At 65.9% G+C, this 14,746-nt stretch carries 8 protein-coding genes and 1 tRNA gene; 4 read left to right on the forward strand and 5 right to left on the reverse strand.

The window, feature by feature from the left end; translation table 11 throughout:
- Positions 1-50 precede the first annotated feature (50 nt).
- The gene (locus tag ACOQPQ_RS15075) at positions 51-2,636 is read left to right on the forward strand and encodes a beta-glucosidase H (protein WP_420640233.1); all 2,586 of its coding nucleotides are present in this window, start codon (positions 51-53) and stop codon (positions 2,634-2,636) included.
- A gap of 109 nt (positions 2,637-2,745) precedes the next feature.
- On the opposite strand, the gene ACOQPQ_RS15080 is transcribed toward ACOQPQ_RS15075, so the two are convergent.
- A complete protein-coding gene (locus ACOQPQ_RS15080; protein WP_420640234.1) occupies positions 2,746-4,662 on the reverse strand; it encodes a UvrD-helicase domain-containing protein in 1,917 nt (638 codons plus the stop codon).
- The gene (locus tag ACOQPQ_RS15085; protein ID WP_420640235.1) at positions 4,662-6,590 is read right to left on the reverse strand and encodes an ATP-dependent nuclease; all 1,929 of its coding nucleotides are present in this window, start codon (positions 6,588-6,590) and stop codon (positions 4,662-4,664) included. Before ACOQPQ_RS15085 ends, ACOQPQ_RS15080 begins: the two co-directional genes overlap by 1 nt.
- A 335-nt stretch (positions 6,591-6,925) precedes the next feature.
- On the opposite strand from ACOQPQ_RS15085, the gene ACOQPQ_RS15090 reads away from it, so the two are divergent.
- Positions 6,926-7,294: an antitoxin Xre/MbcA/ParS toxin-binding domain-containing protein gene (locus ACOQPQ_RS15090; protein WP_420640236.1), complete on the forward strand. Its 369-nt coding sequence runs from the start codon at positions 6,926-6,928 to the stop codon at positions 7,292-7,294.
- 645 nt (positions 7,295-7,939) lie between these two features.
- Here ACOQPQ_RS15090 and ACOQPQ_RS15095 read toward each other — a convergent pair.
- Both ACOQPQ_RS15095 and ACOQPQ_RS15100 read right to left on the reverse strand, forming a co-directional pair.
- Complete coding sequence (locus ACOQPQ_RS15095; protein WP_420640237.1) at positions 7,940-9,181, reverse strand: DUF222 domain-containing protein; 1,242 nt, start codon at positions 9,179-9,181, stop codon at positions 7,940-7,942.
- Positions 9,182-9,249: 68 nt separating this feature from the next.
- Positions 9,250-10,035: a potassium channel family protein gene (locus tag ACOQPQ_RS15100; RefSeq protein WP_420640238.1), complete on the reverse strand. Its 786-nt coding sequence runs from the start codon at positions 10,033-10,035 to the stop codon at positions 9,250-9,252.
- A 62-nt stretch (positions 10,036-10,097) separates the two neighbouring features.
- Here ACOQPQ_RS15100 and ACOQPQ_RS15105 point away from each other — a divergent pair, with 62 nt between their 5' ends.
- The gene (locus ACOQPQ_RS15105) at positions 10,098-12,068 is read left to right on the forward strand and encodes a bifunctional aldolase/short-chain dehydrogenase (protein ID WP_420640239.1); all 1,971 of its coding nucleotides are present in this window, start codon (positions 10,098-10,100) and stop codon (positions 12,066-12,068) included.
- A gap of 34 nt (positions 12,069-12,102) precedes the next feature.
- On the opposite strand, the gene ACOQPQ_RS15110 is transcribed toward ACOQPQ_RS15105, so the two are convergent.
- A tRNA-Ala gene (locus ACOQPQ_RS15110) sits at positions 12,103-12,176 on the reverse strand.
- A 93-nt stretch (positions 12,177-12,269) separates the two neighbouring features.
- Between ACOQPQ_RS15110 and leuS the strand changes: the two genes are divergently transcribed.
- Positions 12,270-14,741: a leucine--tRNA ligase gene (gene leuS, locus ACOQPQ_RS15115; protein WP_420640240.1), complete on the forward strand. Its 2,472-nt coding sequence runs from the start codon at positions 12,270-12,272 to the stop codon at positions 14,739-14,741.
- Positions 14,742-14,746 lie beyond the last annotated feature (5 nt).

Here is a 14,746-nt window from a genome sequence, read left to right on the forward strand (position 1 = left end):
GGTTGTGGAACGATGGGGCCATGACGGATGCAGCCATGACAGGACCAGCCATGACAGGATCAGTTGAAGGGCGCTCCATCCAGGAGCGGTTGGCCGCCCTGAGCACCGAGCAGAAGGCCGATCTGGTGGTGGGCGACGGCATGTGGACCACCAGGGCCGTCGACACGGTGGGGTTGGCCGCCATGGGGGTCACGGATGGTCCCAACGGAGCCCGCGGCGGCGGCCTGTTGGGCACCGGCACCCCCACTGCGTGCATTCCCGCCGGGGCGGTGATGGGGGCCACCTGGGATCCGGCCCTGGTGGAGGAACTGGGCGCGCTGTTGGGGACCGAGGCCCGGGCCAAGGGTTGTCGGGTGCTGTTGGCCCCCACCATCAACCTGCACCGCAACCCCCTGGGCGGGCGCAACTTCGAGTGCTACAGCGAAGACCCGATTCTGTCGGGGCGGCTGGCGGCCGCCTTCGTGCGGGGGGTGCAGTCGCAGGGCGTGGCCACCACCCCCAAGCATTTCGTGGCCAACGACTCGGAGTTCGAGCGCAACACCATCGACTCGCAGGTGGACGAGCGGACCCTGCGGGAGCTGTACCTGGTGCCCTTCGAGCATGCGGTGCTCGACGGCGGAACCTGGGGGCTCATGAGCGCCTACAACCGGCTGAACGGCACCTTCTGCTCGGAGAACGAGTGGCTGTTGACGCAGGTGCTGCGCGAGGAATGGGGATTCAACGGCTTTGTGATCTCCGATTGGTTCGGCACCCGTTCCACTGCGGCTTCGGCCCGAGCGGGCCTGAGCCTGGAGATGCCCGGTCCCGGTCAGTGGTACGGCCGCGGGCCCATCGGCGACGCGTTGGCCTCCGGTGAGATGGACGAAGGCCACCTGGACCGGATCGCCGCCGACGTGCTCCGCTTGGCCGAGCGCACCGGGGCCCTGGCCGATGCCGGGGACGGAGCCGACGAACCGGCCGCCGACAACGTGGCCGACGCCGGCAATCTCACGCCCGGCCGGGAATTGGAGCTGGACCGTCCCGAGGATCGTGCCCTCATCCGGCGGGCCGCCGCCGCGGGCACGGTCTTGGTGGCCAACAACGGTTTGCTGCCGCTGGACCCGACCGCCCTGGGTTCGCTGGCGGTGATCGGCCCCAACGCCCGCAAGGCTCAGATCATGGGTGGGGGATCGGCCACCGTGCGGTCGTACCGCAACGTGAGCCTGATGGATGCCCTGGCCGAGGAGTACGCCGGTCTGGACGTGCGTTACGCCCCCGGTTGCGACATCGACCGGTCGCTGGTGCCGCTGGCCGCCCCCCTGCTGAAGGACGGCCTGCGCCTGCAGTTCTTCAACGGACACGACTGGGAGGGGCCGGTGGTGGGAGCCCGCACCTCGGGGACGGCCGATCTGGTGTTCTTCGGGGCACCCGCGCCGGGGGTGGATCCCGAGGCCTTCTCGATTCGGGCCACCGGCACGGTGGTGGCCGAGGACACCGGGGAGCACCGCCTGGGCATGGTGCAGCTCGGGCGGGCCAAAGTGCTGCTGGACGGAGAGGTGGTGCTGGACGCCACCGAGGGGGAGTACGCCCAGGGCGACGACTTCTTCGGTATGGGATCGGAGGTCATCGCCGCGCCGGTCCGGCTCACCGCCGGTCGCGAGGTGGCCATCGAGATCAACTACACCAGCCGCGACAGTTTCATGCTGTGCGGTGCTCGGGTGGGCCTGAAGTCCCTGGTGGAACGGGATCTGATGGCCGAAGCAGAGGATGTGGCCGCGGCCGCCGACGCCGCCGTGGTGGTGGTGGGGACCAACGCCGACTGGGAGACCGAGGGGCGCGACCGGGACTCGTTCGATCTGCCCGGCGACCAGGCCGAGCTGATCCGGAGGGTGGTTGCGGCCAATCCGGCCACGGTGGTGGTGGTGAACACCGGCGGGGCCTGCAACATGGACTGGGCTCCCGACGCGGCCGCCGTGTTGGTAGCCGGCTTCGGGGGCCAGGAGATGGGCCATGCGGTGGCCGACGTGTTGTTCGGCCACGCCGACCCCGGCGGGCGGATGCCCATGACCGTGCCCGCCCGCTACGAGCACAGCCCGGCCTACTTGAACTATCCCGGCGAGAACGGGGTGGTGCGCTACGGGGAGGGCCTCTACATCGGCCACCGCTGGTTCGACGCTCGGGCCATCCAGCCCGCGGTGCCGATGGGCCACGGCCTGTCGTACACCACTTTCGAGTGGTCGGAGCCTCGGGTGTCGGGAGGCGGCGACGCCGAGGTGGCCGATCCGGTGGTGGTGGAGGTGGACGTGCTCAACACCGGGGAGCGGGCGGGCAGCGACGTGGTGCAGGTGTACGTGGCGCCGCCCCCGTCGCTGTTGCATCGCCCGCTGAGGGAGCTGAAGGGCTTCGCCAAGGTCCACCTGGGTCCTGGCGAGCGAACCACCGCGAGCATCGTGCTCGACCGCCGGGCCTTCGCCTACTACGACCCCGGTTTGCAGACCCCGGAGCCCCCCGGCTTTGCCGGCCCCGTCCCCGCCGGCGCCTCGGCCAACCGCACCGAGCCCGGCTGGTACGTCGACCCCGGCACCTACATCCTCTGGATCGCCCGCTCCAGCGCCACCCCCACCCACACCGTCGAACTCCCCCTCACTCCCCCCTGACCAACCCGCGGCACCAAGCCGCGGACCCTCAGACCACGCCCGATACACAAAATTCCCGAGTGTCATTGTTGCGGTTGCCGGGGATCTCGGCCAGGAGGACTTCACACACTCAGGGGCCCGTCACCAACCTCCTGGCCAATTGCAACTGGGCGAGCGGATGGACCTCGGCAACATCAGCCGCCTGCAGGAGCATGTAGAGCGGCTTGACCCTGTGGCGGGCGCCGCGTTCCTTGCAGGAGGTGAAGATGGTCCGTTGCTCAGCTCTGGAAAGGCCGACAAAGAAGGTCCGCACAGCTTCGTCGGGGTCTCTTGTGAACGACCACCATTGGTCATCGTCGACGCCCAGGACCACGACTGTGTGGTACTCGAGCCCTTTGCTCTTGTGGATGGTCATGAGCGAGACGGCGCCGCGACCTTCGGCTCGGTCGCAGAGTTCGGACCAGTCAGAAGTCTCGTTCAGTACTTCTTTGAATCTGATGATGAGGGAGGCCGTCGTCTGCTCGAGATAGGAATGACGGCGGTGAACCGGGAACGTGGCGCAAATGGCTGCGATTCCGAGGTAACTCACGATTTCGCCGATCACCCGGTCGATTGCGTCGTGGGTCGGTGGGTGTGAGGCCAGCCAGTCCCGCAAGGTGGCGATGAACTTCTCTAGGCCCCGATGGGCAGAGGTTACAGCTTCTTCAGATGCCGAGCCGTCGTGTATCACCGAAACGAGGTCCGAAACCCGAATCCACGCACTACCGCCGCCGCGATCCGTTGCCGCAAGCCGAAGGATGTCCAGGATGCGTTGGACCAGATCGTCGGAAAAGAGATCCTGGAGTCGGAGGTCGCCGGCCAGCGAGTCGTCGTTCCGGAGCGGGATCCCGTGACTAGCGAGTGCGGGTTCCAAGAGTTTCTGCAGGTCTGAGGTTCGCTGGCGTGCGAGGAGCGCGTAGGAGTCGGGCATCCTGCCAGATTTCTGGATGTCGTCACGGATGAACTTCGCAACCTCCTGAGCCTCGGCTTGCGCGTCTTCAAACCGCCAGATCTCAGCCGATTTGCCGTCTACTTGATCATCGATCTGTGAGATGGCTGGATCCGAATCATCGCTTATCGAAGCTGCAACGACGTGGTGTAGTCGTGTCAGCGCTTCCGATGACCTGAAGTTCCGCGTGAGCGAAAAGCGTGTCGCGTCGAACTCTCGCTCAAAGTCAGTGAAGACGTCCTTGAGAGCTCCGGCCCATCCCATTATGCGCTGCTTGTTGTCGCCGACCGCGGTCACCACCGTGCCGTGGCCACCGAAAACAGACTTCAGGAAGGAGTACTGCGCAAGCGTGGTGTCCTGGAATTCATCGACAAACACGAACGGGTAGGTGAGTAGGAGAGCCCGGTGAATGGAGGAGTTGTGGCGGATGATCAGTTCCGCCAGGCGATTGAGCATCACGAAGTCCACACGTTGAGGGGACGCCGATCGAAAACTCCGGTCCCACCACGCAAGTACCGCTAGCTCCCTGACCGACTGCGCGGTTCCCGGATTCACGGGAAGCTCGTACCCGCCGATGACGTCGGTGGTGAAAGTGTCGCGAGGTAAGGCGGTGATCTCGCCAGCGTGATCAGGGTGGGTTACGGCAAGGTCGCTGAGGTACGCCTGCACCTCGTTCGGTTGAGGGAAACAGACCTCGTATTCGCCTAGTTTCCAGGGTGGAGGCAGGGCTGCGCGAAAACGATCAACGATGCCCTTTGTGAAAGCATCGAATGTCAGAGAGATGAATCGATGGGCACAGCCCGGGGTTCGTGACCCCACCCGTCGTGCCAGGTTGTAAGCGGCGTCGCGCTTGAAGGAGATGGCGAGGATGCTCTGGGGACTCGGGCATGTCCCTGTTTCGAAGAGATAGTCCGCGCGCTGGGCAAGAAACTCTGTCTTTCCGGCACCTGGTCCGGCCACGACGACCGCGGAACCCTCATGTCGGAGGGCATCCCAGGCGTTGGGTTCGAGGCCTTCTATCCGCGTTGGTACCCATGCAGACGTAGGTGTCCGGCGCATCAATTCGAGAGAGCCTCCGCGACACGGGATATGACGGCATCGATTGGTGGGGGTGTTCCCTCAGCGAGAGTCGCTGGATCGAGGCGCTGCAGGGCCCGGATGTGTGTCGAAGGCTTCGATCGGCCAAGGAACAAGTAGCGATACCACCGCAACTCGTCATCCCATCCGTCATAGAGCTGCTGGTCACCTACCACCCCGAGTACGGCCTCGCGTGCAGGGGAGTCGCGGGGGCCTGACTGGACGTCCTCGATGAATTTGTATGCTTCAGGGAAAGCCTTCAGCATCATCATGTCGAGATCGAGGGGGGTGCAGTAGAACACCCCATGCTCTTCGAGGGATTCGAGGACTCGCTTGCGCTGGCTGTCGTCGAGGTCTTGGATCTGGTTGATCGACTCGAACTCCTCGAGCCCCTCGAGAGCGTCGATCCCGAGGGCCTCGAGTTCTCGACAAGCAGTGCGAAGCCGGTCGTCGCCGCCGCCATGGCGCCCGAGGTCCAGATCGAGGAGCGTCGCGAATGGGATCCCAAGCCCAGCCAAGAGCCGCCAAAAGTGGCTGACGTGTCGCCCGCCGAGCGGCACGACAGCGACAAAGGACTGGTCGATCATTGTGCCTGCCGCTTCTGCAAGCCTAGGGAGGACGACTTCCTCGGAGCTGCCCTCCCCGAGCACGACGAAGCGGGCGAAGTACAGCTCAGGAAACGCTTGCACGGCGGCGCGCACGAAGGTTGCCTCTTCATGTTCATCGGTGGGGAGGGGCAGCGCGTTCACCACCGAGAGGTGTGATACTTGGTCGAGTCGGAAGTGACGGACGGAATGGGGCTCGACGCGGCGGAGAACGCTGGCTGAGTGGCTGGAAAGTAGCGATTGCGCTCGGGGTCCCGAACTGACGTCCTGCAATTGAGACGTGACTCTCGCCAGGAAGTGCGGAGACAGACTGTTCTCGGGCTCCTCCACAATGAGGACGGTGAGGGATGGGAGCAGGACAGACTCAGCATCGAAGTGGGAAACGAGTCGCCCCGACGCGATCGCACCCTCGATGTCGATCGTTGCCGCGGTCAATGCAATCTGCAGCAAGGACCGCTGGCCGTCGCTGAGCTGCTCAGCAGGACGCTCGCGGCCTGTCTCGGTCGGAGCAAAGACGAGGTCAGCCTTCGCGACGAGGTCACCCAGATCACGGTCGATCACTCGAAGCCTGGGCTCGGCGTCCAGCCTCCCTTGGTGGAGGTGCCTCCACCTCCTCTCCAGGGCACCCTCGATCACGTCGACCACAGGCTCGGCGCGAAAGTGATCGCTGATCTGGATGGCCGCTTCATCAACCGAGGTGTAAAGCGCGTCAGACCACTGGCCTGCCTTCCAGAGTCGCGATCTCAAGAAAGTCGTGACGTGTCGTGCGCCATCTCGCGACGCCGGCACGTATATCACCTGAATGCGACTCCGATCCATCGGTCTCAGGGGGCTGCAATCGTCCTCGGCGTAGTCGTCCTCAAACGACCGAACAACCAGCGCTCTGTCTTCGATGGCACCCTCGATCGACCCGTCGTCTACCCGAGTCGCTTCGAGACGAAACCGGCACTTCAGTTGGCCATCTACGGTCGCGGCCATGTGTCGAAAGAACTCCGGGACTGAACGCGTTTCGCTGGTCAAGGCCTGTACGTCCGTCGCCAGCTCTGGAAATGCCACGACGACATCGATCGAGAGGCTTCGTTCTGAAGGTCGGGTGGCTTCCTGCGTAGGCACGTGGAAGTCAGTGGCTTGGAACTGTCGGTCGGAACGTGTGACCCCGAACAAGCGTCCGAGCGCAGCGAAGGCCGCTGTCTTTCCGGTGCTGTTCGCCCCGACGAACGCGGTGAGTTCGTGATCTAGCTCGATCGTCGTTGGGTCTTCACCGAAGCACCTGAAGTTCACCAGAGTGATTCGCTCGATATGCATACTTCTTCCGCCGATAGGACTGGCCGCTACCTCAAGCCTATGCGTGGTCCAGAGGGTTGACACTTGATGGCTTGGTTGCGAGGCTGATGACTCGGACCCGCCGATGGCATGGCAAGCTGCGGTGAAGCTCCTGTAGACCCTGGGATGCAACAGGATGCGCTGCGGGGTGAAGTGGACCGATCGGCCCTGTGAGTGGTTCACGCGTGGGTCTGCCGTCATGGAACCAGCTCAGATCAAGTGTTCGTTGGCCATGCGTTCTCTTGGGTGTAATTTGTGCAGCAAAAGATAATGTCTGAAATCCGGCAATATAACACGTCGTACGATACGTTGAAGCCATGGATGCGGAACCCCTCGAGTTGGCTGGCACTGATGCGGGGTACACCTACCCGCTTGTCGTTCGCGCCATTCGGTCGGCGGGCTTGACCAACGCAGAGATTGCCCGCGCCACGGGTGTGAGGGAACGCCAAGTGCAGAACTGGGCCTCGGGGCAGTCGCGGCCGCGTGATGTGTCACGTGACCGGCTGGTGGACGTTCACTACCTGGTCCAGCAGTTGGCCGAGGTCTACAAGCCAGAAGGAGTGGACATCTGGCTACACGCCCGAAACCGCGCCTTGGACGGGGAGCGTCCGATCGATTTGCTCGCTCAGGGTGAGTTCAAGCTGGTGCTGGACGCCGTCAACCGGCTCCGCTCCGGAGCGATGTAGCCGTTGGATAGCACTCTGGCCCGCGCAGTCTCAAGAGCTACCGCCGCAGAGCTCGACGGCCCTGAGCACATGCCAGCGACGACATCCCTTCCAATCATCCTCACCCCGACTGAGTGGTAGAGCTACTGCAATGGGCGCCGGCTCGGCAGCGGGGTGATGTGTTGATTGGGTATCTCACGGGAACCGTGTTCAGCCAGCGGGGCGTGGGCCGGATACCGTAGGGCTGTCATGGAGTACAGATCGGCTTCCGCGGGCGCCGACGGTGACCAGGGCGACGATCTTGGCGCCTGCGCGTACGGTTGTCGCTCTTTGCATTGCGACCCCGCGCTGGTCCTGCACGGAAGCAGCAACACCAACACCCCTGAGCAGCCCTATGCCTAACGAGGATCATGGCAGCAAGAATCTGGAAGGCCGTCGGCGCCAGATGATTCAAGAGGCCACCGTGAAGGGGTACCTCCGACAGCCCCAAACCGAGGACGAGCTGTATGGGGCTGATGGCCGAGCACGAGCGATGATCGCCGAAGAGCCCTGGGAACGATGGTGAGTCCGCTCGCGGGAGTCGCCATGGACGGGGCTCGCCGTGTTGGGCTAGTACACCCGCGGGAGACCACAGCTTGGGCTGGCCGCAAGGAGTATCAGGGCGCCTTATCGTCGTTGGGGTGGGGTGGGGGGTTGTTGCCAGGGGGGTCGTAGGTAGGGTCGGCGGGTGTCGGGGTGGTGTTCGACGGTCCAGTTGCGGTGGTGGGTTTTGTGGTGGCAGTCGCCGCAGACGAGGACGAGGTTGTCGGGTTGGGTGGGTCCGCCGTGTTCCCAGTGGTGAATGTGGTGGGTGACGCACCATTCGGGTTCTTTGCCGCACCCGATGCATCCTTGGTCGCGGGCGATGAGGGTGGCGCGGAGCTGCGGGCTGGGGTGGCGTTGGCGGCCGAGTGACAGGCATTGGAGGTCGGTGTCGAAGATGCCGGTGAGCACTTCGGCGTCACACGCCAGTCGGCGGAACTCCTCGGCCGGCAACCGGGTACCGTCGGACAACCGTGGCCTGCGGAGCTGTCGGTCCACCGTGTCGTAATCGGCGACAATGACCACGCTGGCTGTTTGGGGTTGGTCACCGGTTTCACCGCCACCGGTGCGGGTCAATAGCTCGGCGATGGCGTCGGCGCGGCGGTGGCGGGCGTCCAATCGTTCTGTTCCGGTGTGTTGGTGCCAGGCCATGTCGGTCCTTTTGTTCAACACGGCCCGGATCCCCTGGGCGGTGACCGGGTCGAACAACGCGTACAACCTCCACATCCCGTCGTCTTGCTCACAAAACGTCGCCATACGCGCCTTTTGTTGGCGGGCCAGCCGCTTCTTTCCGTCAACATCACCGGCGAGTTCGTCTTGATGGTCGCGCACCGTGCGCCGCAACTCCTCGGGCGTCTGCGTCTCCGCCGCCCTCACCATCAACTCTTCATCCAACGGCCCGGCCTTGGCCGCCCCACCCAAAATACGGGCATGCTCCGAAGTGATCCTGCTCTGCGACAACGCGTCCCGGGCGGCCGGCACCTCGCTGAGCTGCTCAGCGTCGCGCATGACCCGATGCGCCTTCTGCCCCGAATGACGCAACCCCTTCCGGATCGCCTGCGCCGTGTCATACGACCCGCACCGGCGTTGCTTCTCCGCCACCGCCTCAGCCAAAAACCCCTCCAACCGACTCAGAGCCCGACCCAACAACCCCAACCTCGCATCCAACCCCGCATCATCCAACCCACCCACATCCACCACACCCACCCAAACACCAGCATCGGAACCAGAACCGGCAGCCGGGCAGGCAATGCCGGCATCCACCAACACATCGCCCACAACCGTGCCACCGCCGGCGTTTCCCCTGGTCACAACCCCAGAATACATACCAACCACCCTACCGACACCAGTGACAACATCCCCCCAAACCCACCCTGCCCTGAACAGGAGGAAGCTCAAGATGACCGGGCAGGAGCCGGACTCTCCCTGGTGTCGCTGGGCTGCACCTGGGCGGTCAGGCGCTCGACGGCGGCAGTCAGTTCTTTGACCTGCAGGGCCAGGTCGTTGCCCTCGCGAGCTTCCTTGCTCTTGGTGAACCATGCGGCCAGGTTGGCGGTGACGATCCCGAAGAGGGTGATGCCCGAGAGCATGATGACCACCGCCACCGCCCGTCCCCCGCTCGTCGCCGGCGAGATGTCCCCATAGCCGACGGTGGTCATGGTCACGATCGTCCACCAGATGGTCTCACCAACCGAATTCATCTCGCCTCCACCGCCGTCCTCGAAGAACCAGACCCCGACCGCCGAAACGGCGCTCAGTGCAACCGCACCGGCGAGGACGTAGCGACCCGAGGTACCGGCCCAAATTCGCCTGGCCGTGTGCCAGCCCCGCCCGGCGAAGGCCAGCAGCCGGAGCATCTTCAGGAGTCTTAGCACCCGCACTGACCGCAGAGCCCGCAAGGGCATCAGCGCCGGGATCACCGTCAGGGCGACGATGGCGAAGTCGTACCATTTGCTCACGGCGTACCGACCGCGCCCGGGGCCGTGGATGACCAACCTCACCCCCAGCTCCACGGCGAACACCCCGGTGATCGCCCAATTCAGCACCGCGAACACCGACGGGTAGAGCGATTCGAACGCCAGCAGCGGAATGCTGGCCAACGCCAGTACCAGCATCGGCCAGTCCGCCGCAGACTCCCACCGGGTCAGGGCGGTGGGTTGGGGCTGGGGGGATGTGTTCATCGGGTACCTCACGGGAACTGGGCTCAGCCAAAGGGGCGTGGGCTGGATACCGTAGGGCAGTCATGGAGAACAGATGGGCCTCCGCCGGCGACGGCGCCGATGGCGACCACGGCGACGACCTCGACGCCTGCGTATACGGCTCTCGCTTGCTGGGCCGTGACCCTGCCCTGGTACTGCACGGGGGCGGCAACACCTCGGTCAAGCAGCCCTACCGGGACCTGACGGGCAAGACCATCGACACCCTCTACGTCAAGGGCTCCGGCTGGGACCTGGCGACCATCGAACGTCCCGGCTTCACCCCGCTGCGACACGACCGCCTCCTCGAATTGCTGGCGCTCGACGCGCTGAGCGACGTGGACATGATGCGAGAACTCTCGGCGGCGAGCCTCGATCCCGCGGCCCCGGCACCCTCCGTCGAAACACTCCTGCATGCGCTCCTTCCCCACCGGGCCGTGCAACACAGCCACGCCGACGCCATCGTGACCCTGACCAACACCGCGGAGGGAGAGCGCACCGTCGCAGATCTGTACGGGCCTGACGTGCTGATCATCCCCTACGTCATGCCCGGCTTCGACCTGGCCAAGGTCGCATCCCGGATGTGGGAAAACGACCGCTACTCCGCCATGGTCCTGTTGAACCACGGCCTGTTCACCTTCGCCGACACCACCCGGCAGGCCTACGAGCGGCACATCGAGTTGGTCTCCCTGGCCGAGGCGTGGCTGGACGACCACGCCCCCCTGGCGCCGCCGACCGACACACCGGCGCCGCCCTGCAGTTGTCTCCGCCTGGCGGAACTTCGTCGACAACTGTCCGAGGTGGCCGGCAAGCCCCTCATCGTCCAGCGGCATTGGACGCCACCGATCGCCCACTTCGTGAGCCGACCGGACCTCGAGAGCCTGGCCGACCGCGGGCCGCTGACCCCGGACCACGTGCTGCGAACCAAGCGCACCGCCCTGGTGGGCACCGATGTCGCCGGTTACGCCACCGCCTACCGGTCCTACTTCGAGCACAACGCGGCCCGGTCCGACGGCGACCTCCGGATGGTCGATCTGGCGCCCCGGATCATCGTGGATCCCGAGATCGGGCTCCTGGGGATCGGCGAGACGGCCAAGGCATCGGGCGTGGCCGCCGAGATCTACGCCCACACCATCCCCGTCCTCGAACGGGCCGAGGACCACCTGGGCGGCTACGTGGCCCTCCCGGCGGAGGATATCTTCGACGTGGAGTACTGGTCGTTGGAGCAGGCCAAGCTCGCCCTGGCCGGACCCCGAGCCCGCTTCAGCGGGTGCGTGGCGATCGTCACCGGTGCGGCGTCGGGGATCGGTCGGGCCTGCGCCGAGGCCCTGCTCGCCGAGGGGTGCGCGGTGAGCGGTTTCGATCGTGACCCATCCGTCGAGGGCACCTTCGAGGGGCCCAACTGGCTCGGACAAGCAGTCGACGTGACCGACGCCGAGGCCCAACAAACAGCCATCGACACCGTGGTCGAACGATTCGGCGGGGTTGACATCGTGGTGGCCGCCGCGGGCATCTTCGGACCGTCGGCACCCCTGCGGGATCTGGACGCCGATGCCTGGCGCTCGGTCCAGGCGGTCAACGTGGATGCCATCGCCTTCCTGTTGTCGTCGGTACACGGCCTGCTGGCGCTCTCACCCGTCGGCGGGCGGGTGGTGATCATCGGATCGAAGAACGTGCCCGCCCCCGGCAAGGGGGCCGCCGCCTACTCCGCCTCCAAGTCGGCCGTGACCCAACTGGCGCGGGTCGCCGCCCTGGAGTGGGCCGACGACGGCATCCGGGTGAACGTCGTCCATCCCGACGCCGTCTTCGACACCGGGCTCTGGGACGACGAGACCCTCCAGGCCAGGGCCGCCCAGCACGGACTCACGGTCGAGGAGTACAAGGCCCGCAACCTGCTCGGCACCACGGTGAACTCCAAGTCGGTCGCCACCGTGGTGGCCGAACTCGCCAGCGACACTTTCGGGGCCACCACCGGAGCGCAAATCCCGATCGACGGCGGCAACACCCGGGTGGTGTGAACCCTCACCAATGCGGCTCACCAACCGGGAAGAGTGGAGCTGATGGGACTCGAACCCACGACCTCTTGCATGCCATGCAAGCGCTCTCGCCAACTGAGCTACAGCCCCGCCAGAAGGAGAACTCTACCAGTCACCCAACGGCGCACCCACATGGGATAACGGTTGTTGGCTCCTGAAGGGGGCTCGGTAGATTGAGCGGCCATGGACGGCTACGACCCGGCGGTCATTGAGCCCAAGTGGCAGCAACGCTGGATTGACGACGCCACCTACGACATCGACAACGACGACCCCCGGCCTCCCTACTACGTGCTGTCGATGTACCCGTACCCCAGCGGGCCGGCCCATATCGGCCACGTCCGCAACTACACCTTCGGTGACCTGTTGGTGCGCTACCGCACCATGTGCGGCGACGGCGTGCTGTCGCCCATCGGCTTCGACAGCTTCGGCCTGCCCGCCGAGAACGCCGCCATCAAGACCGGCACCCACCCCCGGGAACACACCGACGCCAACATCGAGCGGTTGTCGTCGTCGCTGCGGCGCATCGGGGCGGTGTACGACTGGCGGCGCACCCTGAGCAGCCACGACACCGACTACATCCGCTTCACCCAGTGGATCTTCCTGAAGTTCTACGAGGCCGGGTTGGTGTACCGGGCTTCCGCCCCGGTCAATTGGTGTCCCGGCTGCCAGACGGTGCTGGCCAACGAGCAGGTGCTGGCCGACGGTACCTGCGAACGCTGCGCCAACCCGGCCCAGCAGCGGGAGCTGGAGCAGTGGTTCTACCGCATCACCGCCTACGCCGAGGAGCTGCTCGACGGCCTCGACGGGCTGGATTGGCCCGAGCGGGTCAAGATCATGCAGCGCAATTGGATCGGACGCTCCGAGGGCGTCGAGTTCACCCTCCCCCTGGCCGACGAGGCGGGCAACCCCCGAACCGACGTCGAGGGCATCCCGGTGTTCACCACCCGGCCCGACACCAGCTTCGGCATGACCTTCGCCGTGATGTCCCCCGAGCACCAGCGGGTGTCCGAGCTGGTGGCCGACCACCGCCGCCCCGAGGTGGAGGCGTTCATCGCCGAAGTGGCCGAGCGCAGCGAGATCGAACGGCTGTCGGTGGCCGGTCCGGCCGACAAGCGGGGGGTGGACACCGGCACCCGGGTGGTCAACCCGTTCACCGGCCAGGCCATCCCGCTGTTTCTGGCCGACTACGTGCTCACCACCTACGGCACCGGGGCCATCATGGCCGTGCCCGGTGAGGACCAGCGTGACTGGGACTTCGCCCAAGCCCACGGCCTGCCCATCATCCGCACCGTGCAACCCCCCGACGACTTCGACGGCGGGCCCTACCTGGGCGACGGGCCGACCATCAACAGCGAGTGGCTGAACGGCCTGGCGATGGCCGAGGCCAAGGTGGCGGCCATCGAATGGCTGGAGCGCCAGGGCATCGGGGCGAGCAAGGTGAACTACCGGCTGCGTGACTGGCTGTTGTCCCGTCAGCGGTACTGGGGGTGCCCCATCCCCATCGTGTACTGCGAGGCGTGCGGCCCCCAGCCGGTGCCCGCAGAGGACCTGCCGGTGGAGTTGCCCGACGACGTGGCCTTCATGCCCACCGGGCGCTCCCCGTTGGTGGACCATCCCGGCTTCCTGCACACCGAGTGTCCGACGTGCGGTGGCCCCGCCCGGCGGGAGACCGACACCATGGACACCTTCGTGGATTCCTCCTGGTACTTCCTGCGCTTCGCCGACCCCCACAACCAGGAAATGCCCTTCAGCCAGGAGGCGCTGGAGCGGTGGCTGCCGGTGGACCAGTACATCGGTGGGGTGGAACACGCCATCTTGCACCTGATGTACGCCCGGTTCTTCACCCGGGCGCTGGCCGACCTCGGCGTGGCCCCCGCCGGGCTGCGGGAGCCCTTCCAGCGGCTGTTCACCCAGGGCATGGTGCGCATGGGCGGGGGAAAGATGTCCAAGTCGCGGGGCAACCTGGTGGCCCCCGAGGACATCATCGATGCCCACGGCGCCGACGCCCTGCGCCTGGCCATCCTGCAGGTGAAGCCCCCCGCCGAGGACGTCGACTGGGAGGACTTCGGCCTGGAGGGCTGCGCCCGGTTCCTGGGCCGGCTGTGGCGGTTGGCCGCGGGCACGACCGAGCGATCCCTGCCCGCCCGCACCGGATCGCCCACCGCCACCGACGAGGCCGTGGACGCCGCCGCCCACCGGCTGATCCACCGCATCACCACCGAGTTCGACCGCTGGTCGTACAACACTGCGGTGGCCGGGTGCATGGAGTACACCAACGAGCTGTACCGCTACGTCCAGGCCGACGACGGCCCCCACCGCGACACCCTGGCGTTCGCCGTGGACACCCTGCTGTTGCTCATGGCCCCCATGGTTCCCCACGTGTGCGCCGAGCTGTGGGAGCAGCGCCGGGGCGGCGACATCCACACCGAGCAATGGCCGGTGGCCGACGAGGCCAAGCTGGTGCAGGAGACGGTCACCATGGTGGTGCAGGTCAACGGCAAGGTGCGCGACCGCATCGAGGTGCCCGCCGACATCGACGCAGCCGGCGCCGAAGCCCTGGCCCTGGCCTCGGATCGCATCCACCCCTACCTCAATGAGGCCCCCCCTCGCCGAGTCATCGCCCGCCCCCCCAAACTCGTCAACGTGGTGGTCTGAGCCAG

The organism is Candidatus Poriferisocius sp., assembly GCF_965219775.1.
Lineage (GTDB): Bacteria > Actinomycetota > Acidimicrobiia > Acidimicrobiales > Bin134 > Poriferisocius.